The sequence below is a fragment of the Inquilinus sp. OTU3971 genome (assembly GCF_038440215.1).
Map to the genome: position 1 here is coordinate 1 of NZ_JASATH010000036.1, position 22,483 is coordinate 22,483.

The window sequence follows — 22,483 nt, forward strand, 5'->3', positions numbered from 1 at the left end:
CGCCCGGGCCCCCCCCCCCCCGGGCCGCCCGGGCGCCCGCCCCGCCTCTCCCGCCAGGCGGGAGAGGCAATCCGCTAATTTCGGATGCATGTCATTGCCCCCGGGCCGCGCATGAGCCGGCACGCGATCAAGGCCGCGACCGCCGTGGTCGGGCTGGCCGGGCTGTGCGGCATCATCGCGCTGGTCGCCTCGCAGAATGCCGAGGCGGTGCTGCAGCTGCTGCTCGGCGCCAGCGGCGGCATCCTGCTGGTGGTCGCGTTCCACCTCCTGCCGATGGCCTGCTCGGCGCTGGCCTGGCGCGCCGCGATGCGGCCCTTGTGGTCGGCCGGGCCGGGCATCTTCCTGTGGGCGCGGCTGGTCCGGGAATCGGCCAATGCGGTGCTGCCCGTCGCCCAGGTCGGCGGCAATGTGCTGGGCGCCCGGGTGCTGGCGCTGCACGGCGCCGGCACGCTCCCGGCCGGCGCCGGGATGCTGGTCGACCTGACCATCGAATTCCTGACCCAGATCCTGTTCTTCGCCATCGGCCTGGTGGTGCTGTTGCTGATCGGCGGCGGCGACTCCCTGCGCTGGGCCGGGCTCGGCCTCGGCATCGCGGTTCTGATGGGCATGGGCTTCGTGCTGGCGCAGCGCTGGGGCATGTTCCGGCTGTTCGAGCGGCTCTTGGGCCGGATCGCCCAGCAGTTCGACTGGTCGGCATTGGGCGGGCTCTCCGGGCTGCACGACACGGTGCTGGCGATCTACCGCGACCGCGGCGCCATGGCCCGGGCGGCCGCCTTTCACCTCACGGCCTGGGTGCTTGGCGCCGGCGAGATCTGGCTGGCGCTGCATGTGCTGGGCGCCGAGATCGGCTTCGCCGAAGCGCTGGTGATGGAGAGCATCGGCCAGGCTGTCCGCACCGCCGCCTTCCTGGTGCCGGGCGCGCTCGGCATCCAGGACGGCAGCATTCTGGCGCTCGGCGTGATGTTCGGCCTGCCGCCGGAGCTCGCTTTGTCGGTGGCGCTGGTCAAGCGCCTGCGCGAGCTGCTGCTGCATGTGCCGGCGCTCTTGATCTGGTACCTCATCGAAGGCCGGCGCCTGTTGCGGACGCCGGATGTTGCGCGCGAGCAGGCCTGAATGTCGATCTACACCCAGCCCCATACCTCCTGGACCCACCGCCTGACCCGGATGATGGTCCGGCCCCTGGTCGGCACTCGGGTCACGCCGAATCACCTGACCACGGCGCGTCTGGTGACGGGGCTCGCCAGCTGCGCCGCCTTCGCCGTCGGCGATGCGCAGTGGACCGTCTGGGGCGGGGTGATCTGGCTGGTGTCCTGCCTGCTCGACCGGGCAGATGGCGAGCTGGCTCGGCTCGGCAACACCTCCTCGCCCTTCGGCCATCTCTACGACACGATCTGCGACCTCGCGGTCAACGCGCTGATGTTCCTGGCGATCGGGATCGGGCTGCGCACCAGCTGGCTGGGCGAAGCCGGGCCGCTGCTGGGAATCGTGGCGAGCGCCGGGGTGCTGGCGGCGTCGATCCTGTCGGCCAGGCTGGAGGCGGCGGGCGCGGTCGAGACCAAGGCCTATGTCGGCATCCTCGGCTTCGACTTCGACGACGCGCTGTACCTGTTCGCGCCGGCGGCCTGGTTCGGGCTGTTCCCCTATATCCTGATCGGCGCGGCGATCGGGGGGCCGTTCTTCGCCATCCTGACCGCGGTGCGCCTGCGCGCCGCACGGGCGGAATCGCGGGCAGGATAGAGCGCCTATTGACACTCATTCGCAATCTCATCTAAATCCGGCGGGACACACCGGAGCCGCCGACGCATGTACATCTGCATCTGCAACGCCCTGAACGACACTCAGATCCGGTGTGCCGTTGATTCAGGGGCGAAGACCGCGGGGCAGGTCTATGCCGGGCTCGGCTGCGCCCCGCGCTGCGGCAAATGCGTCACCTCGATCCGCCGGATGGTGAACGAGGCCACCCGCGAGCAGGACGACGCGCCGGTCCTCCTCGCCGCCGAGTAACGCTCGACAGCCTCTGTACGCCGCCGCGCCGCGGTGCTAGCCAGCCTCCCGAGAGAATTCCGAAGGGGAGGCCGCGATGGCCGAGACCAGGCGCATCATCATCGACACCGATCCGGGCCAGGATGACGCCATCGCCATCCTGCTGGCGATGGGCTCGCCGGAGCTGGAGATCGCCGGCCTCACCACCGTTGCCGGCAACGTCCCGCTGCACCTGACCACCGCCAATGCGCTGAAGCTGTGCGAGCTGGCCGGGCGCACCGACATCCCGGTGGTCCAGGGATCGATCCGGCCGCTGGTGCGGCCGCTGGTCACCGCCGAGGCGGTGCACGGCAAGACCGGCCTCGACGGCTCCGGCCTGCCGGACCCGGCGACCAGGCCGGTGTCCGGCCACGCGGTCGACTGGATCGTCGACACGATCATGGCGGCGCCGGAGGGCACCTATACGCTGTGCCCGCTCGGGCCCCTGACCAACATCGCCGCGGCGCTGGTGCGCGAGCCGAAGATCGCGCCGCGGATCCGCGAGATCGTGTTCATGGGCGGCGGCTTCTTCGAGGGCGGCAACACCACCCCGGCGGCCGAGTTCAACATCTATGTCGACCCGCACGCCGCGCATGTGGTGCTGACCAGCGGCATCAGGCTGACCATGGTGCCGCTCGACGTCACCCACAAGGCGCTGACGAGCCGGGCCTGGCTCGACAAGGTGGCGGCGCTGGGCACGCCCGCGGCGAAGAGCGTGCATGGCATGCTGAGCTTCTACGAGCGCTTCGACATGGACCGCTACGGTATCGCCGGCGCGCCGCTGCACGATCCCTGCGTCATCGCTTATCTCTTGAAGCCGGAGCTGTTCGGCGGCCGCGACTGCCATGTCGCGGTCGAGCTGGCGGGCGAGCACACGCTGGGCATGACCGTGGTCGACTGGTGGGACATGGCCGCGAAATGGAACCGCCCGGACGCGAAGCCGAAGAACTGCCGCGTGCTGCGCGACATCGACGCCGACGGCTTCTTCGAGCTGATCTACCAGGCGCTGCGGCGGCTGTGAGCATGGTGGAGGGTGGCGTGGCCGAATCCCTCGAAAGCATCTTCACCATCGAGGCGGCGGCGCTGAAGTTCGGCGCCGGCGCGGTCGAGGAGCTGGGCTGGGAGCTGAAGCGTCTCGGCGTCACCAGGGTGCTGCTCGTCGCCGACCCGGCGCTGCACGAATTCGAGCTGGTCGACCGGGTAATCGGCATCATCCAGCGCAGCGGCATCGGCGTGACCCGGTTCGAGGGCATCGCGGTGGAGCCGACGCTGGAGTCGCTGGAGCTCGCCGCCGAGGTCGCGCTTTCGGCCGAGGTCGACGGCTTCGTCGGGCTCGGCGGCGGGTCGACCATCGACACCGCCAAGGTCGCCAACCTGATCAAGCGCCATGGCGGCGCGATCATGGACTATGTCAACGCGCCGATCGGCGGCGGGCGCAAGCCGCCGGGGCCGCTGTTCCCGCTGGTGGCGGTGCCGACCACCTCGGGCTCGGGGTCGGAGGCGACCACCGTCGCCATCCTCGACATCCCCGAGCTCAAGCTGAAGACCGGGATCTCGCACCGCTTTATCCGGCCGAGCCTGGCGCTGGTGGATCCGGAGCTGGCGCGCACCACTCCGGCCGGCGTCACCGCCTCGGCCGGGCTCGACGTGGTCTGCCATGCGGTCGAATCCTACATCTCCAAGCCGTTCGACGCGCGGCCGCGGCCGGCCACGCCGGACGACCGGCCGCCCTATCAGGGCAGCAACCCGGTGGCCGACATCTGGTCGCTGCGGGCGATCGAGTTCGGCGGCCGCTTCCTGGCCCGGGCGGTGGCCGATGGCGACGACCTGGAGGCGCGCGGCACGATGATGCTGGGCGCGACCATGGCTGGCATCGGCTTCGGCACCGCCGGGGTGCACATCCCGCACGCCTGCGCCTATCCGATCGCCGGGCTGAAGCATGCCTTCCACGCCGACGGCTACAGCCATGCCTTCGTGCCGCATGGCTATTCGGTGATTGTGACCTCGCCGGCGGCGTTCCGCTTCACCTACGATTCGGCGCCGGACAAGCACATCCGGGTGGCGGAGCTTTTGACCGGACGCTCGGTCGGCGATCCGGGGCCGGACAGCCTGCCCAGGGCACTGATCGCGCTGATGCGGCAGGTCGGCGCGCCGAGCGGCATCGCCGCGCTGGGCTATGGCGAGGCCGACATCCCGGCCCTGGTCGAGGGCGCGCTGAAGCAGCAGCGGCTGCTGGTCGGCGCGCCGAAGCCGGTCGGCCCGGCCGATCTCGAGCGCATCCTGCGGGAATCGCTGGCGAACTGGTGATTCGTAGGTTGGGTTCGCGGCAAGCGAACCCAACCTACAGAGTTTAGCGCCTCAGGCGGTGCGCAGCACCACCTCGGTCGGCACGTAGTTCAGGCCCAGCGCCTCGGCCACCGGCTTGTTGGTGACCTGGCCGGAATGGACGTTCAGCCCCTCGCGCAGATGCGGGTCGTCCAGGCAGGCCCGGCGATAGCCCTTGTCGGCCAGCGCCAGGGCGAAGGGCAGGGTGGCGTTGTTCAAGGCCACGGTCGAGGTCCGCGCCACGCCGCCCGGCATGTTGGCGACGCAGTAATGCACCACCCCGTCGACCACATAGGTCGGGTCGTCATGGGTGGTCGGCTTCGAGGTCTCGAAGCAGCCGCCCTGGTCGATGGCGACGTCGACCACGACCGAGCCGGGCTTCATCTTCGCGATCATGGCGCGCGTCACCAGCCGTGGTGCCGCGGCGCCGGGCACCAGCACCGCGCCGATCACGAGATCGGCGCCGGTGACGTATTCCTCGATCGCGTCGACCGTCGAGTAGATGGTGTTCAGCTCGGCGCCGAACTGCAGGTCCAGCTCCTTCAGCCGCTGCAGCGACTTGTCGATCACCGTGACATGGGCCTCGAGGCCCATCGCCATGCGCGCCGCGTTGGTGCCGACCACGCCGCCGCCCAGCACCACCACCTTGGCCGCCGGCACACCGGGCACGCCGCCCAGCAGCATGCCGCGGCCGCCCTGGATCTTCTCCAGGCAATGGGCGCCGCACTGGATCGACATGCGGCCCGCCACCTCGCTCATCGGCGCCAGCAGCGGCAGGCCGCCGCGGGCATCGGTCACGGTCTCATAGGCGATGGCGACGCAGCCGGACTTCATCAGGAGCTCGGTCTGGCGCGGATCGGGCGCCAGATGCAGATAGGTGAACAGCACCTGGCCGCGGCGCAGCATGCGGCACTCGTCCGGCTGCGGCTCCTTGACCTTCACCACCATCTCGGCGCGCTCGAAGATCTCCTGGGCGGAGGACACGATCTCCGCCCCGGCGGCGCGGTACCGGTCGTCGCCGAAATCGATCCCGGCACCGGCATTGGTCTGGACGATGACGCTGTGACCGTGATGGACCAGCTCGCGGACGGAGCTCGGGGTCAGGCCGACACGGTACTCGTGGGTTTTGATTTCCTTCGGCACGCCGATGAGCATGTTTCCCCCGGGTTTCGTTGCCGGCGGCCGCCCTGCGGGCGGCGCCTTACCCGATTCCTACATCAGCTATGCGGGGAATGACATCATCGTCGGCGCCAGGGCTACTCTGCCATGGCAGACAAACGACAAAACCGCCGCAAGGCGGGGCCTCCGGCGGTACGGTCCATCCGGTCTGTCTCCGCGGCGGGGCCGCGGTCGGGTGTCGTCAGAAGCCTTCGCGCTCGAGCCGCTTGCGCGCCATCTTGCGGGCGCGGCGCACGGCCTCGGCCTGCTCGCGGGCGCGCTTCTCGGACGGCTTCTCGTAGTTGCGACGAAGCTTCATCTCCCGGAAGATGCCTTCGCGCTGCATCTTCTTCTTCAGCGCACGCAGCGCCTGGTCGACGTTGTTGTCACGGACATGGACTTGCACGTTCTGCCATCGCTCCTTTCACAGCCGGGGATCCCGGTGCAGGTCTCTTTGGGGCGTGTCTTGTATCACGCGACTTTTTGCTTGCCAAGTCGAGGAAAATCAGGGTTTTCCGGTTGCCGGGGAGAGAATCGTGACGCTGTTGAAGATCGTCGGCATGGGCCATCCGGTGCTGCGCCGCATCGCCGACCCGGTGGCGGACCCCGGCGACCCGGAGATCGCGCGGCTGGCCGCCGACATGATCGAGACCATGCGCGACGCGCCGGGCATCGGCCTGGCGGCGCCGCAGGTGTACCGGCCGCTGCGGCTGATCGTGTTCGAGGTGCCGCCCGGGCGGCAGGAGGAGGGCGAGCCGCCGGCGCCGGACGGGCCGACGGTGCTGATCAATCCGGAAATCGCGCCGCTGGGCGACGACATCGCGATCGGGATGGAGGGCTGCCTGTCGATCCCAGGCTTCCGCGGCCTGGTGCCGCGCTGGCGGCGGATCGGGTATCGCGGCCTCGGCCTCGACGGCCAGGTGATCGAGCGCGAGGCCGAAGGGCTGCACGCCCGCGTGGTCCAGCATGAGGTCGACCATCTCGACGGCGTGCTGTATCTCGACCGGCTGCGCGACCTGAACGACCTTGCGGTCGACGCCGAAGCCCGCCATCTCGCCGACAGAGCCTGAGGGAATTCCATGACCGACCTGCCCCCGAGCGACCAGCCCCTTGGCGATCAGACGGCCGAGCGTGACGCCCTGCTGCTGGCGGTGCTGCCGCATGTCGCCTTCGACGGCTGGACCCGCCAGGCCCTGCGGCTCGGCGCCGAGGATGCCGGATTCGGCCTCGACGAGGTCGCTGTCCTGGTCCCCGGCGGGATCGCCGCGCTGTCGGACCATCTGCACGACTGGGCCGACCGGGCGATGGTGGCCCGGCTGGCCGAGGAGGGCGAGGCCTTCGAGAGCCTGCGGGTGCGGGAGAAGATCGCCCGGGCGGTGACGGTGCGGCTGGACCTGCTGCTGCCCTATCGCGACGCGGTCCGGCGCGACCTGGCGCGGCGGGCGCTGCGGCCGCTGTCGCGCCGCGGCCTGCACCAGTTGCACCGCACCGTCGACGCGATGTGGCGGGCGGCGGGCGACCGGTCGACCGACATCAACTACTATTCCAAGCGCGGGTTGCTGGCCGGGGTCTATGCCTCGACCCTGCTGGTCTGGCTCGACGACCGGTCGGAGGGGCAGGAGATCACCGGCGCCTTCCTCGAGCGCCGGATCGGCGAGGTGCTGGCCTTCGGCCGCCAGATCTCCGGGCTGAAGCGGCTGGGCGACCTGGCCGAAGCGCCGTTCCGACTGGCCGCGCGGCTGCGTGAGGGACGGGGAGCGGCGGCGCCGTGACGTCATAGGTTGGGGTCGCCAGGGCGAACCCAACCTTGGATGCCTGCCTATTTCTTGCGGAACGCGTCCAGCGCCACGATCTTGGCGCCGTCGGCCGGCGCGGCCTCGGACGGGCCCTTGCCGGTCGGGCCCTGGACCACCTTGCCGGTATCGTCCTGCGCCGCCTCGGCCGTGTCCTCGCCGGCGGTGCCTTCCTCCGCGGCCTCGGCGTCCGCGGCCTCCTTCGCAGACTGGAACTGCAGCGCGAAGTTGACCGACGGGTCGGCGAAGGTGGTGATCGCGGCCAGCGGGATCACCAGGCGCTCGGTCTTGCTGGAGAAGCTGAGCGACACCGAGAACCGGTCCTCGCAGACCTCGAGCCCGAAGAACTGGTGCTGCAGGACGATGGTCATCTCCTGCGGGTATTTCTGCCGCAGGTACTCCGGAATCGCGACCCCTCGATGATTGGTCACGAAGGTCAGGTAGAAATGATGATCACCCGGCAGCCCCTTCTCGGCCGCACTGGCCAAAGCTTCCCTGACCACGCCCCGCAGGGCGGATTCGACCATGCGGTCATATCGGAGTTCGTCGTCCATCCGATCACACTAGACCGGGGCCGGCAGGATGAAAAGGGAGACGCGCGGCAGACAGCCGCCCATGTCCGACATTCCGGGCCGATCTGGAAGAGAGAAGCGGGGCGTTCTGTTGCTGGGTGCCCCAAGCCCCACCTCGACGGGGCTAACCGCCGAGGGATTGATCGAGGACGCTTAGCTGCTTACGCAGCCGCGCGAACCTCAGCAAAGTTGTCGTTGGCAACTATTGCAATGGCCCGATAACGGCGGAACCATGCCGGACGAAAACCTTTCCTTTACTACACGCGTCGATCCTATTTCGCCCCCATGCTCCGTCCAACACCGGAGATTTGGTGGAGGCGCCGGGTACCGCCCCCGGGTCCGCAGCGTCTATTCCAAAAGGCGTTTATCGTCATAGTCGGTTGCCCGACACCCATAAGATAGGGGCTCGGCGGCGCAGATGGAAGGGTGGAAACCGTCATCGCTCCGTCACAGCACGAAATCGGCGGCGACCAGCCCGATCAGCCCGGTCAGGCGGATCTGGAAGTCCGAGACGCCGTCGCCATTGATGTCGCCGGCGATGGTGGTTGTGGTCGGGTCGGTCAAGGCGAAGCGCAGCTCGCCGGCATGGTGGGTGTAGAGACCGGAGCCGATGAAGACGAAGGCCTGATTGCCGGCCAGGCCAGTATCGGCGTCGATCACCGAGAGATCGACCTTGTCGCCCTGGGCGTGGCTGAAATCGGTGATCCGGTCCGATCCGGCGCCGACCTGGCTTTCCCATGCGCTGCCATAGGCGAAGCGATCCGCCCCGGCGCCGCCGGCCAGCGTATCCTGGCCCCCGGCCCCGACGATCAGGTCATCGCCCCACCAGCCCGACAGGGTGTTGGCGCCGGCGCTGCCGAACAGGGCGTCGCCGACCTGGCTGCCGGACAGGTTCTCGATCCTGGTCAGGGTGTCGCCCTGGGCATCGCCGCCGCTGGCGGTGGCAGTGGTCAGGTTGACCACCACCCTGACCCAGCTGCCGTAGTAGCTGGCGAGATCGATGCCGGCGCCGCCGTCCAGGACATCGGCCCCGGCGCCGCCGCGGAGCACATCGCCGCCGCGGCCGCCGCCCAGGCGATTGACGCCGCTGCCGCCGGTGAGCTGGTCGGCGCCGTCGCCGCCGATCGCATTCTCGATCACCGTGCCGGCGGCGAAGGTCACGACCCGGCCGGCGATGGCGGCGGTGCCGGCGGCGAGATCGATTGCGGTCGCGCCGGTCAGGGCTGCGCCGTTGATCGTGTCCACCCCGCCGGCGTCGCCCAGCGTCCGGCGCGCCGCATCGGCGCCGACGGTGGCGAATTCGTCGGTGTAGACATAGGCGTCGTCCGCGCTGGCGGCATCGCCGTACAGGCGCAGGCTCCAGGAGTTCAGCATGCCGGTATCGCCGCCGGCCAGGTCGCGGATGGTCAGCGACCACACGCCCTGGCCGCTCTCGCCCCAATCCTGGACGGTGCCGAAGGTGAAGACGATATTGTCCTGGCTCGACCCGGTCTCGTCGAGCGCGCCCAGACCCGGCCGGTTCACCAGGGTGCTCCGGGTGCCGTCCGGCGAGGTCAGGACGATCTGCAGGTCGCCGATCCAGCTGTGGGTGAGGTTCAGCCCGACCTCGACCCGGTCGATCTCGATCCCGGTGGCGATCGTCAGGCTGGCGGTCACGCCGGCCTCGTCGCCGTCCGGAATCGCGAGGCCCGACGAGACTGCGGTGGAGACGCTGATCTCGTTGGCGCTGGTGCGCGCGGCGCCGCTCCAGCTTTCGGCCAGGCGCACCGCGGCATGGGCGTCGACCAGGCCGAAGCCGATGTCGTGATTGACGGTCAGGCCGCCTCCGTTCCAGTTGGTCGCGCCGTTGGCCTGGTCGCCGGATGTGGTCGCGGCGCTGCGGGCGCTGTAGGCCAGGATCTCCTGCACATCGCGCCAGCCGAGATTCGGGTTGGCGTCGAGCATCAGGGCGACGACGCCGGAGATCATCGGCGCCGCCGCCGAGGTGCCGTTGAAGCTGGTGGTGTAGTTCCCGGCGGCATAGCCGGCATCGCCGACCCGGTCGGTGGTGACGATGGTGCCCGCGCTCGGGCTGCCCGGCGCCCCGACCAGGATCGAGGCGCCCTGGGTCGAGTAGTCGGACAGGCTGCCGTCCTGGTTGGTGGCGCCGACGGTGATGGTCCAGCGGTTGTTGGAGAAGCTGTGCAGGTTGGTGTCGTCGCCATAGCCGTAGGCGTTGCCGGCCGACTGGACGATGATCGTGCCCAGACCGCCGCGCCCGTTCGCCGCGGCGTTGAGGGTGGCGGCGCGGGCGGCGGCGAACTCGGCGCTGCTGAAATTGTCGAGGAAGGCGGAGTTCTGGTCGTCGAAGAAGGCGTTGCCGTAGCCCCAGCTGTTGTTGAGCACGTCGGCATCGGTCGCCGCATGGTTGCGGGCGTTCGCCGTGGCTGTTGGCAGCGTGTCGAGGAACAGCGGGTCGTAATAGGACAGCAGCGTCGCGCCATAGGCGATGCCGACCACGCCGGTGCCGTTGCGTTCCGCGGCGATGATGCCGGCGACGGCGGTGCCGTGGTTGTCGTCGGCCGACACCGGCGCGCCGCCCGTGCCGCCGGTCGAGGCGTTGAAGCTGTGCGCGGTGTCGAGATTGTCGTTCAGGTCGGGATGGGCGAAGTCGATGCCCTGGTCGTGCACGGCGACGACCACGCCGTTGCCGGTGAATTCGTCCCAGAGGTTGCCGAGATTGATGCCCCAGGGGCCGGTGAGATGCCATTGCTGGGCGTAAAGCGGATCTGTCGGAACCGGCATGTGGAATATCCTGCAATGCAAATGGGAAAGCGGGACCCTAACAGGAAAATGCGGCGGTTCCTCGACGCAATTGTCCTAAATCTTTGCAACCCGATGGCCGCGGTTCTCCCTTCGGTCACACCAGCCCTTGGTCCCGGAACCCGGCGCGGCTACACTATCTGGAGATTCTCTGACAGAAACCTGACGCCATGACGATCACCGCCGACCAGCGCGCCGAGCTGGACCAGATCCGCTCGGCCACCTTCGCCACCCGCCGCGCCACCGTGCCGGCGCTGGAGGAGATCCTGTTCGAGCCGCTGCCCGTGCTCGACCACGGCTTCGTCCGGGTGATCGACTACATGGGCGATGATTCGGCGGTGGTGCAGGCGGCCCGCGTCTCCTACGGCCGCGGCACCAAGAAGGTGTCGGAGGATGAAGGGCTGATCCGCTACCTGATGCGGCACTGGCACACCACGCCGTTCGAGATGTGCGAGATCAAATACCATGTGAAGCTGCCGATCTTCGTGGCCCGGCAATGGATCCGGCATCGCACCGCCAATGTGAACGAGTATTCCGCCCGCTATTCGATTCTCGACCGGGAGTTCTACCTGCCGGCGCCGGAGCATCTGGCGGCGCAGTCCAGCAGCAACCGGCAGGGCCGCGACGCGGTGCTGCAGGGCGAGGAAGCGTCGCAGGTGCTCGACCTGCTGCGCGAGGATGCCGAGCGCTGCTGGCGCGACTATGCCTGGATGCTGAACGAGGAGATCGACGGGGCCGAGCCGGTCGACCCTTCTCGCCAGGGCCTGGCGCGCGAACTGGCGCGGATGAACCTGACGCTCAACACCTACACCCAGTGGTACTGGAAGACCGACCTGCACAACCTCATGAATTTCCTGAGGCTGCGGGCCGACGCCCACGCGCAGTACGAGATCCGGGCCTATGCCGACGTGATGCTGGACTCGATGGAACGCTGGGTGCCGCTGGCGGCCCGGGCGTTCCGCGACTACCGGATGAACGCGGCGACGATCTCGGCGTCCGGCCTCACCGTGCTGCGCCGGATGCTGGCGGGCGAGGCGGTGGCCCAGCCGGACAGCGGCCTCAGCCCGCGCGAATGGCGCGAGCTGATGGCGGTGCTCGACCGGCCGGCCTGACCCTTCGGCCAGGCTCAGCTTTGCGGTCCAGCTAGTTCTCCGGGAGGCCCACCTCCTCGCGCGCCTGTGCGACCAGCGGCCTAGTGGCGTCGTTGTTCTCCCACTCCTGCTCCGACAGCCTGTCGGCCGTCTCGTTCTGGACGGTGCAGTCGGGCAGGGCCGAGAGATAGTTCTTGAGGTATTGCTGCACGTTCCCGGGAACCGGGCTTTCCTCGCCCGGATTGGTCATGGCGGGCACCGGGTCGTTCACGTTCTGGACGACCGCGTTGTACAGCTCCTCCATGACCGCGCCGGAGTCGTCTCCCCAGTCGTGCCGGGCGATCGCCTGGAATTTGGCGCTGTTGTCGGCGCTGGTAACCTGGCCGATGTAGCTTGAGATCTGGGCTCTGAGCTGGTTGCGGTCGCCGCTGTCGGCGGCCGTCTGGATCGCGGTCAGCCCCGGATCGGTCTGCGGCGCGGCGGGCTCCTGCGTGCCGCCGGTTGTCAGTCCGCGCTGCTGCGCGACCTGGGTCACGTCGGCCTTGATGTCCTCGCCGTTCGTCGGCCATTGCTGGGTGAGCAACTGGTCGACCAGCTGCTGCTGCGTCTCAGGGTCGTTGCCCAGCGCGTCGAGGGCGGCATTGATCACCCGAGGGCGTACGGCAGAGGAGCCCTCGGCGGCATAGTCGTAGCCGACCAGGTCGAAGGTGGCCTGGACGAAGTCGTCCTGCGGCACCGAGTTCAGATAGGTCCGGATGTCCTGATCGATCGCGTCCCACTGCTCGGTCGCGGTCCCGTCATCTGCGTTGGCAGCATGGTTGGCGCGGGTCTCGATGCTCTGGGCGAAGGCATCCCGACCCTCGGGCCCCAGGGCCCCGGCGCCTTCTGGCGTGGGGGTGGGCACCGCCACGGCCTCGCCGACGAGGATCAGGTCGTCATTGGCGAAGTTGTTGTGGTCGACCATTTCGGTCCATGGGGAGCCGATCTGCTCCGCCATCGACCATTGCGAATCGCCCTTCTCGGCGATCAGGAACCGCGTATTCGAAGCCTCGTTCGCGTCGATGCCGTTCCGCTGCATCGCTTGCTGGACGGCCGCCTGCCACTGCTGTTGCTGCCCGGTGGGCACATAGGTCGTGACGCCGTTCTCGACCTTGACCATGCGTCCGTCCTTGTCGACCTCGATCGCCATTCCGGCCTCCATCCCTCTCCATTTGGCGGCACCATAAGCGACAGGCCCTCCCGGAAAGATGACGGTTCGATGAAGATCTCCATCGTTTAGGAATCTCTGACGAAAATCCTATTTCGAGTGCGGCGTCCTCTTTGTCATACATATGAAATAACGGTGTCATGCAATTTTCCTAGGCTTCCCGACCGGGTCCATGAAGGCGGCGGGGAAGTCATGCTGAAGCCGATCGAGCGCAACCCACGTCCTGCCAACCCGGTCCGGCCCAACCCCGAGCCCGATTTCCAGGCGGCGGTGCAGCGGGCCCTGGCCGCCCGGGCCGCAGCCGAGGGGCGTCCGCCCGAATCGCATGGCTACGAGACGGCGGGCCAGGTGCGACCCGGCGATGCGCTCGAGCGGCTGGTCGGCCCCGACGGGGTTCCGAACAACGGCCAGTTCCGCGACCCGAATGTCATCTATCCGGGCGACATCTATTTCCAGCAGGGGCCATCGCCGGTCAGCGCCCAGACGGAAGGCGTGATCGACACGGCGGTGGCCTATGACCGGAAGAACGGCGCGAACGGCCCCGACAGCCAGCGCAACTGGGACGCGGTGCAGTCGGCGATTGCCGGCGAGCTGCGCCAGACCGTCAAGCTCGACGCCAACGGCCAGCTGCAGCTCACCGCCGACCAGCAGGCGAAGCTGCAGGCGCTGAACAGCTGGGCGGTCGGCACCGACCGGCTGTCGCTGGAGACGCAGCAGGCGCTGACCCAGGTCGATGGCGAGGTCCAGCAGAAGTCGCGCAACACGATGCTCGACCAGAGCATCGCGGCGATCCAGGGCGACCTCGACAAGGTCAACCACAAGCTCGACGACCAGGGCTTCGTCCGCAAGGGCTGGGGCTGGATCACGCCGGGCAAGAGCTCGGGCGAGGAGTTCCAGGACTTCCTGGAGGACAAGCTCGATGACCTGAAGCAGTTGAAGGCAAACGACACCGGCCTGCCGCAGCCGCAATACGAGCAGAAGGTGACCGCCGTCCTCGGGAACTTCGACCAGGAGTTCCAGGACCACGCCACGGCGATGGAGGACAGCGACAAGACCTGGAACACGATCGGCGAGGTCGGCCGGGTGGTCGCGGCGACCACCGTTGGCATCGTCGCCACCGCGGCCTCCGGCGGCAACGTTGCGGTCGGCTTCGCCGCGGGCTTCGGCACCTATGAGCTGATCGACGCGGCCGGCGACATCAGCGCCGTGGCCCAGGGCAAGGACATGTATGCCGACGGCCACAGCTCGATCATCGGCTTCGGCATGGATGCGGTCGGCTGGGACGGCGCCAAGGGCGACGGCGCCGGCGTCAGCTGGGACCATACCAAGGCAACGCTGAAGGACACGGCGATCGACGCGGTGTCGTCGATCAGCACCGCCGGGGCGACCACCGCCGGCATGAAGGTCAGCGCCGCCGTCGGCACCCGGCTTGGCGCCACCGCGCTGCCGAATCTGGGCGCGCGGGTCCTCGCTACATCGGCCGGCGGCACGGCCGGGCAGGTGGTCAACGGCACCGGCCAGCTCGCCACCGACGCCACGCGGCTGGCCTTCGACAACAAGCTGTTCACCGCCGAGGGCGGGCAGCAGATGCTGAACTCCGCCAAGACCCAGGGCATCTACCTGGCCACCGCCCCGGTGACCGGCGCGGTCTCGGGCGCGATCCCGATCCAGCGCGTGGTCAGCCCGGCGGCGACCGGAACAACCCAGGCGACTCAGCAGGGAACCACCCAGGCGGCCTCGGCGACGGCCGGCGACGTCACCCGCCTGTCGCGCCTGGGCGTGACCGCCCAGTTCGGCAACGACGTGGTCAGCAACCTCGGCGGCGCCGAGCTGGTGGCGCAGCTGACCCAGGGCCGGCACATGAACCGGGACGAGGCGATCTCGTCGGTGATGGGGGCGGTGCCGGGCACCGCCCAGAACGTCGCCATGCACCCGCAGATGATGCAGCGGGTCGCCGACCGCCGGGACATGCTGCAGGCCAATGGCGGCGTGCGGCAGGAGAGCGATGTCCCGAAGTTGTGGGGCTGGCAGAACAAGGGGCCGGAGTTCCGCCTCGGCGCCCAGGTCCGGATCCTCGGCAGCGCGGACCCGGCCACGGATGCGGCGGGCGCCCCGCAGCTCGGCCAGCCGACCATGGCGTCTTTCGGCGGGGCGATCAGCACCAAGACCAACTACCGGGCGATCGGGCAGTCCGTCATCGACAGCCTGGTGATGGGGTCGACCAAGCCGCTGCGGCTGACGCTGGGCAAGGAGCTGACGGTGTCGCAGCGGCCGCGCGAATACCGCAACGTCACGCTCAAGGAGGCCGGGCTGATGCCCACCTCCAACCAGACGGTGTTCCAGATCAAGGGATCGACCGTGCTGAAGCAGGGCGAGCGGACCCTGCTCGCGACCGATCCGACCCAGGTCCAGGCCGATTTCATGCCGACGCTGCAGGGTGTGCGGACGGTCGGCGAGGCGGCCGACGGCAGCGGCACGGTGATGGAGCTGAACTGGGGCGCCATGCTGCCGGACGCGCAGACCGTCCGGCTCGAGCCGGGCGAGATGGACCTGCTCGGTACCGTCGCCGGAAAGGACGCCGACGCCTTCGTCGAGGTGCCGAACGACATCAGCTTCACCAAGCTGATGGAGGAGCAGAAGGCCGGGCTGCGGCCGCGCGCCTGGACCAATTTCATCCCCGGGCTGAACAAGATTTGGCGCGTCGGTGCCGAGCGGCGGCCGGAGGACAACATCACCGTCACCATCCCGAAGGGCACCAAGCTGTCGCAGCAGGCCTGGGAGCAGATGCAGGCCACCTATGAGCGGCTGTCGATGCGGACCCGGATCGTGGTGGACGACGACACCAGACAGCTTCTGCTCGAGTCGGAGCCGGACCTCGCCACCATCCAGGGCTTGGTCGGGAACGGGAAGATCGACCCGAATGCCGCGCAGTCCTACGTGCCCGGCCGGGCCAGCGGCATGCGGCTTTCGGCGGTCACCGGCAAGCCGGCGGAGCAGTATGTCGATCTGCTGACCGGCAAGGACTATCAGTGGCATCCCGACGCGGCCAACGCCGATTTCATCTTCAACGACCGCTACCCGACCGAGCGCATCCCCGGCCTGCCGGACAGCCTGCCCAACCCCGACCAGATCCGCGCCAACGCGGCCTACCAGGCCCGCAACACGGTGAATGACGCGCTGCCGGACGCCGTGTCGGGCCACCTGCCGGGCGTGTTGGGCGGCGATCGCGGCCGCACCCGTCGGGCGCCCGCGGTGCCGTCCGAGGTCAACATGTATCGCCGGCTGGCCGGGCCGATGGCCTCCTTCGTGGCGGAAGCGACGCGCATCACCGGATCGTTCAAGCTGCCGGTGCTCCGCTTGCCCTTCCTGCCGGGCGCGCTGTCGCTGGAGTTCCGCGGCCAGGTCAAGATCGACCCGCCGGGCAAGTCCAAGGAGACGCCGCGCGGAGTCTCGAAGGCGGTGCAGGACAGCGAGACGGTGCTCAACACCTACAGCGACGCCGACGGCTTCCGGCAGCTGGCGGTGCTGGGCTGGCTCAACTCCTTCCTGAAGTGGTCGGAGCAGGGCCAGGGCGTGTTGTTCCCGGAGGGCGGGGCGCACGGCATGATGCAGTATCTGAAGGATCTCGACGCCCAGGCGACGACGCCGCGGCAGCGCCAGGACATCGCCGACTTCCGCCGTGACGTGCTGCCGAAGCTGCAGAACGAGACCCTCACCACGCCGGCCACGGCCCAGGCGATCCGCGACTTCCTGGAAAGCCAGGCCAAGCCCGTCGGCACCTCGACTCCGGCCGATCCGATGCCGCTCTGGAACCAGAGGCGCCAGGCCGGCGGCAATCCCTGACCGGCCGGCCGGTCAATCCCGGGCGATCACTCCAGGTCGATGACGGGCCGGCTGCACAGGTTGAGGCTCCAATACTCGGCCTCGGCGCCGTCCTTCTGACGCACCTTGACGTCGAAATAGCAGCCGCCGCGCAGGTCCTCGGTCGGAATCCGGGCGGAGGCGCCAGGCGCCAGCGGCGCCGCGCGCAGCCGGTTGTAGCCCCAGGAGCTCTCGAAATCGGGCGAGACGCGCAGATCCTCGACAGTGCCGCTCCGCCGGTTCTGGATCTCGACCGAATCCGGCAAGGCCTGGGCCCGCGCCGCAGCCGTGAGACCGGCTGCGAGCAAGGCGAAGGCCGCGATCCGGCAGAAGCGTCCCATCACTCTCCCACTCCGAGGGGCGGGCATCCGGTCGATCCCGGCGCCGTTCGGTTCGGCCTCTTATCGGATCGATTTGTGGCGAGGTGGTGACGTCGTGCCCGGCTCACTCGATCACGATCCGGGGGGCAACGGGGCCGGCGCCGGAGCGCAGCTTGGCCCAGACCCGCGCGGCGATGCCGCGATAGGCCTCGGCATGCGGGCTGTCCGGCGCCGAGACCACGATCGGGTGCCCGGAATCCGAGGTCTCGCGAATGGCGATGTCGAGCGGGATCTCGCCGAGGAAGTCGCAGCCCAGCTTCTCCGCCTCGGCCCGCGCACCGCCATGGCTGAAGATGTCGGTGCGATGGCCGCAATTCGGGCAGCAGAAATAGCTCATGTTCTCGATGATCCCGAGCACCGGGACATCGACCTTGCGGAACATGTTCAGGCCCTTGCGGGCGTCCAGCAGGGCGATGTCCTGCGGCGTCGACACGATCACCGCGCCGGCCAGCGGCACCTGCTGGGCCATGGTCAGCTGGGCGTCGCCGGTGCCGGGCGGCATGTCGACCACCAGCACGTCGAGCGTGCCCCAGTTGACGTCGCGCAGCATCTGCGACAGTGCCGACTGCACCATCGGGCCGCGCCAGATCATCGGCGTCTCCTCGTCGATCAGGAAGCCGATCGACATCACCTTCAGCCCGTAATTCTCCTTCGGATCCAGGCTCTTGCCGTCGGGCGAGCTGGGCTTGCCGGTGATCCCGGTCATCCGCGGCATCGACGGGCCGTAGATGTCGGCGTCGAGCAGCCCGACCCTGAGGCCGAGGGCTGCCAGGCCGAGGGCGAGGTTGACCGCGGTGGTCGACTTGCCGACGCCGCCCTTGCCCGAGGCGACCGCGATGATCGACCCGACCCCGGCCACCGGCAGCTTGCGGCTTTGTGCCCCACCCGGGGCGGCGGCCCGAGGCGCGGCGGCTGGCGCGGCGGCGGGGGCCGCGGCGCCGGAGCCGCGATGGGCGGTCAGGACAGCCGTCACCGACAGCACGCCCGGGAGCGCCGCCACGGCCTTCTCTGCGGCCTGCCGCAGCGGCTCCAGCGCTGGGCCGCGCTGGGGATCCACCTCGATCGAGAACAGCACATGGCCGTCGCGCAGGGTCAGGCCGGAGATCATGCCCAGGCCGACGAGATCGCCGCCGCGCTCCTCGTCCCGCACCTTGCCCAGCGCCTCGCGCACCGCGGCCTCGGTCACCGTCGTCCGGCCTGTCGCCATGGTTGAACTTCCTGCCCTTTGTCCAATATGACAGGCTCCACATTTGCTGCCCGTCGCGCCGAGATATAGCATCCGGCGCCCGGGATGACAGGGCGGTCGACGGGGGAAGGGATCTGGATGCCGTGGAGTAATCAAGGCGGTGGCGGCGGGGGCGGCCCCTGGGGCGGCTCACCGCAAGGCGGCGGACAGAATCCCTGGGGACGCGGCGGCGGGCCGAGCCAGGCCGACATCGAGGAGATGATCCGCCGCGGCCAGGACCGGTTCCGCCAGGTCATGCCCAAGGGCTTCGGCGGCGGCCGCGGCGTCCTGATCGCGATCGTGGTGATCATCATCGGCTGGCTGCTGACCGGCATCTACCGGGTGCAGCCGGACGAGCTGGGCGTGGTCCAGCGATTCGGCGCCTATGTCCGCACGGAGTCGCCCGGCCTGCGCTACCACCTGCCGGCGCCGATCGAGACGGTGACCAAGCCCTCGGTGACGACGCAGAACCGGATCGAGATCGGCTTCACCAGCGGCGAGGGCCGCGCGGCCCCGCGCGACGTGCCGGACGAGAGCCAGATGCTGACCGGCGACGAGAACATCGTCGACATCGATTTCGTCGTGCTGTGGCGCATCTCCGACCCGGTCGCCTACCTGTTCAACATCAAGGCGGCCGACGCCACCGTGAAGGTGGCGGCGGAGAGCGCGATGCGCGAGGTGATCGGCCACACCGAGATCCAGCCGGCGCTGAACGAGGCGCGCGGCCGGATCGAGCAGGACGCCCGGCGCCTGCTGCAGGCGACGCTCGACAGCTACGGTACTCCGGACCGGCCCGGCGCCGGCGTGGTGATCGACCAGGTGCAGCTGCAGAAGGTGGCGCCGCCGCAGCAGGTCATCGATGCCTTCGACGACGTGCAGCGCGCCCGCCAGGACCAGGACCGGCTGCGCAACGACGCCGAGACCTATCGCAACGACATCGTGCCGCGGGCCCGCGGTGATGCCGAGCGGATCGCCCAGGAGGCCGAGGCCTATCGCGAACAGGTGGTGGCCAAGGCCCAGGGTGACGCCGCGCGCTTCACCTCGGTGCTGCAGTCCTACCGCGCGGCGCCCGAGATCACGGCCGAGCGCTTCTATCTGGAGACCCTGGAAAGCGTGCTGAAGGGTTCGAACAAGATCATGATCGACGATGCCGTCGGCGGCCAGGGCGTGCTGCCCTACCTGCCGCTGAACGAGCTGATCAGCAAGCCGGCCGCGGCTCCGGCCCAGCGCGGGGGGCAGTAAGATGAATGCCAAACTTGCCGCCTTCGGTGCCGCCGTCGTCGTCGTCGGCCTGGTCCTGGTCGATTCCCTCTACACCGTCGGCCAGAACGAGCAGGCTCTCGTGCTGCAGTTCGGCGAGGTGGTGAAGATCGAATCCGAGCCCGGGCTGAAGCTGAAGCTGCCGGTGATCCAGAACGTCCAGTTCTACGAGAAGCGCGTGCTCGACGTCGATCCGCCGGTCGAGCAGGTGATCCTGTCCGACCAGCGCCGGCTCGACGTCGACAGCTACGCCCGCTACCGCATCACCGATCCGCTGCTGTTCTTCCAGTCGGTGCGGAACGAGCAGATCGCCAGCACCCGGATCAGCAGCTTCGTCAACAATGCGCTGCGCAACGTGCTCGGCAACTACAACCAGCTCGACGTGCTGTCGGAGCAGCGCGGGCCGATCATGCGGTCGATCCGCGACAGCGTCGAGGCCAACGCCAAGCCGCTCGGGATCGAGATCGTCGACGTCCGCATCGTCCGCGCCGACGTGCCGGAGGGCACGGTGCAGTCGGTCTATGACCGCATGCGCTCCGAGCGCGAGCGCGAGGCGGCGCAGTATCGCGCCCAGGGTGCCGAGTACTCGCTGTCGATCAAGTCGCGCGCCGACCGCGACCGCACCGTCCTCCTGGCCGAGGCGGAGCGCAAGGCGCAGGAGCTGCGCGGCCAGGGCGACGCCGAGGCGATCAAGGTGCAGGCCGGGGCCTATGGCGCCGACCCGCAGTTCTTCTCCTTCTACCGCAGCCTGGAGGCCTACCGGACCGCCCTGGGGTCGAGCGGCACCACCCTGGTGCTGTCGCCGAAGGGCGACTTCTTCAAATATTTCAACGACGCCACCGGCCGTGGCCTGGTGCCGGCGGTAACGCAGCAGACCCCGTCGGGGGCCGGCCCGGCGCCCTCGGCCCCGGCGCCCTCGGCCCCGGCGGCGCCTGCACCGGCGGCGCCGACCCCCGAGACGCCGGCCCAGCCGGCGCCTGCGGTACCGGCGAGCCCCGGCTGATGCAGGCCCGGATCTCGCCACGATCGGGTGTATGATGATGGACGCCGGCCTCCCGAATGGGGCCGGCGTCGTGCTTTGAGCGAGGGAGAGCGTTCGTGACCAGACCGATTGCCCGCCGCCCGACCGGCCCCGTCGCCGTCGCCCGCGCCGTGGGAGAGACTGCCCTGCTGCGCTGGGCCGCGACGGTGCTGGTTGTGGCGGCCATGCTGATGGCTGCAGCCGCGGCCCGTGCCGCGCCGGCGCCCGACAGCTTCGCCGACCTGGCCGAGAAGCTGGTGCCGGCGGTGGTCAACATCTCGACCACCCAGAAGGTCCAGGACGGCCAGGACCTGCCGGAGATGCCGCAATTCCCGCCGGGATCGCCGTTCGACGAGTTCTTCCGCGACTTCTTCAACCGTCGCGGCCAGGGCGGCGAGCGCCCGCAGCGGCCGCGCAACGCCACGGCGCTGGGCTCCGGCTTCATCGTCCGGGCCAACGGCTTCATCGTCACCAACTACCATGTGATCGAGGGCGCCGAGGAGATCACCGTCGTCCTGCACGACAACACCAGCCTCGAAGCCAAGCTGATCGGCCGCGACGACAAGACCGACCTGGCGGTGCTGAAGGTCGAGACCGACAAGCCGCTGCCCTTCGTCGATTTCGGCGATAGCGACGTCATGCGGGTCGGCGACTGGGTGCTGGCGATCGGCAACCCCTTCGGCCTCGGCGGCACCGTCACCGCCGGCATCATCTCGGCCCGGTCGCGCGAGATCAACGCCGGCCCCTATGACGATTTCCTGCAGACCGACGCCGCCATCAACCGCGGCAATTCCGGCGGTCCGATGTTCAACATGGACGGGAAGGTGATCGGCATCAACACCGCGATCTACTCGCCCTCGGGCGGGTCGGTCGGCATCGGCTTCGCCATCCCGTCGGCGCTGGCCCGCGGCGTGATCGACCAGATCATCGAGTTCGGCCGCACCAAGCGCGGCTGGCTCGGCGTCCGGATCCAGTCGGTGACGCCGGAGATCGCCGAGAGCCTGGGCCTGCAGAAGCCGGAAGGCGCGCTGGTGGCCGGGGTCACCGAAGGCGGGCCGGCGGCCAAGGCCGGCGTCGAGACCGGCGACGTCATCCTGCAGTTCGACGGCAAGCCGATCAGCGAGAGCCGGCGACTGCCGCGCGTGGTCGCCGACACGCCGGTCGACAAGCAGACCTCGATCACGGTTTGGCGCAAGGGCGCCCGCAAGGACCTGCCGGTGACGCTGGGCGAGCTCGAGGCGGCCGAGGAATCCGGCCTCCTGGCCTCGACCACGGACAGCCAGTCCGACAGCAGCAAGCCGCAGGAGCTCGACGCGCTCGGGGTGACGCTGTCGGCGCTAACCGACGCGCTGAAGAAGCAGTACTCCCTGGCCGACGACCAGAAGGGCGTGGTGGTCACGGCCGTCACCGGCGGGTCGCCGGCGGCGGAGAAGGGGCTGAAGCCCGGCGACGTGATCGTCGAGGTCGGCCAGACCGAGGTGGCGGCCCCGGCCGATGTCGCCAAGAAGGTCACCGAGGCCCGCGACGGCGGCCGCAAATCGGTGCTGCTGCTGGTCGAGAGCGGCGGCGACCTGCGCTTCGTCGCCCTGCCGGTCGGGCCGGGCTGAGGCTTCGCGGCTTCCTGACGGAACAGGCGCCGCCTCCGGGTGGCGCCTTTTCTCTATGCCTGGTGGAGGGGAGATATCCGGATTTCACCACCCGGAAGATGGCTGTTGACTCTATGTACGACATAAACGGTTTAATGGACTCCTCTGAACGCTTGCCCG

The 22,483-nt window shown here is 69.2% G+C and carries 19 protein-coding genes and 1 other RNA gene; 12 read left to right on the top strand and 8 right to left on the bottom strand.

All coding sequences use genetic code 11. The annotated features are described in order from the left end of the window. The first annotated feature begins 111 nt into the window (after positions 1-111). The 5 genes from AAHM41_RS11710 (at position 112) to AAHM41_RS11730 (ending at position 4,329) form a co-directional block, all read left to right on the top strand. The gene (locus AAHM41_RS11710; RefSeq protein ID WP_342236716.1) at positions 112-1,113 is read left to right on the top strand and encodes a lysylphosphatidylglycerol synthase domain-containing protein; all 1,002 of its coding nucleotides are present in this window, start codon (positions 112-114) and stop codon (positions 1,111-1,113) included. Further along, a complete protein-coding gene (locus tag AAHM41_RS11715) occupies positions 1,114-1,737 on the top strand; it encodes a CDP-alcohol phosphatidyltransferase family protein (RefSeq protein WP_342236717.1) in 624 nt (207 codons plus the stop codon). It abuts the gene before it with no gap. 66 nt (positions 1,738-1,803) lie between these two features. Beyond that, complete coding sequence (locus AAHM41_RS11720; RefSeq protein ID WP_342236718.1) at positions 1,804-2,004, top strand: (2Fe-2S)-binding protein; 201 nt, start codon at positions 1,804-1,806, stop codon at positions 2,002-2,004. A gap of 76 nt (positions 2,005-2,080) precedes the next feature. Then, a complete protein-coding gene (locus tag AAHM41_RS11725; protein WP_342236719.1) occupies positions 2,081-3,043 on the top strand; it encodes a nucleoside hydrolase in 963 nt (320 codons plus the stop codon). A 17-nt stretch (positions 3,044-3,060) separates the two neighbouring features. Continuing rightward, positions 3,061-4,329, top strand: coding sequence for a hydroxyacid-oxoacid transhydrogenase (locus AAHM41_RS11730; RefSeq protein ID WP_342236720.1), 1,269 nt, complete (start codon positions 3,061-3,063; stop codon positions 4,327-4,329). A 51-nt stretch (positions 4,330-4,380) separates the two neighbouring features. On the opposite strand, the gene ald is transcribed toward AAHM41_RS11730, so the two are convergent. Continuing rightward, a complete protein-coding gene (ald, locus tag AAHM41_RS11735; RefSeq protein ID WP_342236721.1) occupies positions 4,381-5,502 on the bottom strand; it encodes an alanine dehydrogenase in 1,122 nt (373 codons plus the stop codon). Between the two features lie 205 nt (positions 5,503-5,707). After that, positions 5,708-5,911 (bottom strand): 30S ribosomal protein S21, encoded by a 204-nt coding sequence (gene rpsU, locus AAHM41_RS11740; RefSeq protein WP_342236722.1) that lies wholly within the window; start codon positions 5,909-5,911, stop codon positions 5,708-5,710. Positions 5,912-6,041: 130 nt separating this feature from the next. Between rpsU and def the strand changes: the two genes are divergently transcribed. Together def and AAHM41_RS11750 are read left to right on the top strand one after the other, a co-directional pair. Next, the gene (gene def, locus AAHM41_RS11745) at positions 6,042-6,575 is read left to right on the top strand and encodes a peptide deformylase (RefSeq protein ID WP_342236723.1); all 534 of its coding nucleotides are present in this window, start codon (positions 6,042-6,044) and stop codon (positions 6,573-6,575) included. A 9-nt stretch (positions 6,576-6,584) separates the two neighbouring features. Then, entirely contained in the window at positions 6,585-7,277 is a 693-nt protein-coding gene (locus AAHM41_RS11750) for a COQ9 family protein (RefSeq protein ID WP_342236724.1), read from the top strand. A 47-nt stretch (positions 7,278-7,324) separates the two neighbouring features. Here AAHM41_RS11750 and AAHM41_RS11755 read toward each other — a convergent pair whose 3' ends face one another. From AAHM41_RS11755 to AAHM41_RS11765, 3 genes are all read right to left on the bottom strand, one after another. Next, on the bottom strand, positions 7,325-7,825 hold the full coding sequence (locus AAHM41_RS11755; RefSeq protein ID WP_342236725.1) for an SspB family protein: 501 nt from the start codon (positions 7,823-7,825) through the stop codon (positions 7,325-7,327). Between the two features lie 122 nt (positions 7,826-7,947). After that, positions 7,948-8,298, bottom strand: a transfer-messenger RNA (tmRNA) gene (ssrA, locus tag AAHM41_RS11760). A 19-nt stretch (positions 8,299-8,317) separates the two neighbouring features. Then, positions 8,318-10,654, bottom strand: coding sequence for a S8 family serine peptidase (locus AAHM41_RS11765; protein WP_342236726.1), 2,337 nt, complete (start codon positions 10,652-10,654; stop codon positions 8,318-8,320). Between the two features lie 188 nt (positions 10,655-10,842). Here AAHM41_RS11765 and thyX point away from each other — a divergent pair, with 188 nt between their 5' ends. Further along, on the top strand, positions 10,843-11,784 hold the full coding sequence (thyX, locus tag AAHM41_RS11770; RefSeq protein ID WP_342236727.1) for an FAD-dependent thymidylate synthase: 942 nt from the start codon (positions 10,843-10,845) through the stop codon (positions 11,782-11,784). Between the two features lie 31 nt (positions 11,785-11,815). Here the strand turns inward: thyX and AAHM41_RS11775 are convergent, their stop codons facing one another. After that, positions 11,816-12,952 (bottom strand): hypothetical protein, encoded by a 1,137-nt coding sequence (locus AAHM41_RS11775; protein ID WP_342236728.1) that lies wholly within the window; start codon positions 12,950-12,952, stop codon positions 11,816-11,818. A gap of 210 nt (positions 12,953-13,162) precedes the next feature. Between AAHM41_RS11775 and AAHM41_RS11780 the strand changes: the two genes are divergently transcribed. Then, entirely contained in the window at positions 13,163-16,813 is a 3,651-nt protein-coding gene (locus AAHM41_RS11780) for a hypothetical protein (protein WP_342236729.1), read from the top strand. Positions 16,814-16,839: 26 nt separating this feature from the next. Here AAHM41_RS11780 and AAHM41_RS11785 read toward each other — a convergent pair whose 3' ends face one another. Next, entirely contained in the window at positions 16,840-17,172 is a 333-nt protein-coding gene (locus AAHM41_RS11785) for a hypothetical protein (protein WP_342236730.1), read from the bottom strand. A gap of 103 nt (positions 17,173-17,275) precedes the next feature. Next, complete coding sequence (gene apbC, locus AAHM41_RS11790) at positions 17,276-18,418, bottom strand: iron-sulfur cluster carrier protein ApbC (RefSeq protein WP_342236731.1); 1,143 nt, start codon at positions 18,416-18,418, stop codon at positions 17,276-17,278. A 117-nt stretch (positions 18,419-18,535) separates the two neighbouring features. Here apbC and hflK point away from each other — a divergent pair, with 117 nt between their 5' ends. Genes hflK through AAHM41_RS11805 form a run of 3 tightly spaced genes read left to right on the top strand, consistent with a single transcriptional unit; the run spans position 18,536 to position 22,324 of the window. Then, the gene (gene hflK, locus AAHM41_RS11795) at positions 18,536-19,678 is read left to right on the top strand and encodes an FtsH protease activity modulator HflK (RefSeq protein WP_342236732.1); all 1,143 of its coding nucleotides are present in this window, start codon (positions 18,536-18,538) and stop codon (positions 19,676-19,678) included. A gap of 1 nt (position 19,679) precedes the next feature. Beyond that, positions 19,680-20,699, top strand: coding sequence for a protease modulator HflC (hflC, locus tag AAHM41_RS11800; RefSeq protein ID WP_342236733.1), 1,020 nt, complete (start codon positions 19,680-19,682; stop codon positions 20,697-20,699). Positions 20,700-20,755: 56 nt separating this feature from the next. Next, entirely contained in the window at positions 20,756-22,324 is a 1,569-nt protein-coding gene (locus AAHM41_RS11805; RefSeq protein ID WP_446719444.1) for a DegQ family serine endoprotease, read from the top strand. The last annotated feature ends 159 nt before the right edge of the window (positions 22,325-22,483 follow it).

Coding starts and splice junctions, on each gene's coding strand:
- AAHM41_RS11710 (WP_342236716.1), top strand. CDS start 112: ATGAGCCGGCACGCGATCAAGGCCGCGACCGCCGTGGTCGGGCTGGCC.
- AAHM41_RS11715 (WP_342236717.1), top strand. CDS start 1,114: ATGTCGATCTACACCCAGCCCCATACCTCCTGGACCCACCGCCTGACC.
- AAHM41_RS11720 (WP_342236718.1), top strand. CDS start 1,804: ATGTACATCTGCATCTGCAACGCCCTGAACGACACTCAGATCCGGTGT.
- AAHM41_RS11725 (WP_342236719.1), top strand. CDS start 2,081: ATGGCCGAGACCAGGCGCATCATCATCGACACCGATCCGGGCCAGGAT.
- ald (WP_342236721.1), bottom strand. CDS start 5,502: ATGCTCATCGGCGTGCCGAAGGAAATCAAAACCCACGAGTACCGTGTC.
- AAHM41_RS11750 (WP_342236724.1), top strand. CDS start 6,585: ATGACCGACCTGCCCCCGAGCGACCAGCCCCTTGGCGATCAGACGGCC.
- AAHM41_RS11755 (WP_342236725.1), bottom strand. CDS start 7,825: ATGGTCGAATCCGCCCTGCGGGGCGTGGTCAGGGAAGCTTTGGCCAGT.
- AAHM41_RS11765 (WP_342236726.1), bottom strand. CDS start 10,654: ATGCCGGTTCCGACAGATCCGCTTTACGCCCAGCAATGGCATCTCACC.
- thyX (WP_342236727.1), top strand. CDS start 10,843: ATGACGATCACCGCCGACCAGCGCGCCGAGCTGGACCAGATCCGCTCG.
- AAHM41_RS11775 (WP_342236728.1), bottom strand. CDS start 12,952: ATGGCGATCGAGGTCGACAAGGACGGACGCATGGTCAAGGTCGAGAAC.
- AAHM41_RS11780 (WP_342236729.1), top strand. CDS start 13,163: ATGCTGAAGCCGATCGAGCGCAACCCACGTCCTGCCAACCCGGTCCGG.
- AAHM41_RS11785 (WP_342236730.1), bottom strand. CDS start 17,172: ATGGGACGCTTCTGCCGGATCGCGGCCTTCGCCTTGCTCGCAGCCGGT.
- apbC (WP_342236731.1), bottom strand. CDS start 18,418: ATGGCGACAGGCCGGACGACGGTGACCGAGGCCGCGGTGCGCGAGGCG.
- hflK (WP_342236732.1), top strand. CDS start 18,536: ATGCCGTGGAGTAATCAAGGCGGTGGCGGCGGGGGCGGCCCCTGGGGC.
- hflC (WP_342236733.1), top strand. CDS start 19,680: ATGAATGCCAAACTTGCCGCCTTCGGTGCCGCCGTCGTCGTCGTCGGC.
- AAHM41_RS11805 (WP_446719444.1), top strand. CDS start 20,756: ATGGGGCCGGCGTCGTGCTTTGAGCGAGGGAGAGCGTTCGTGACCAGA.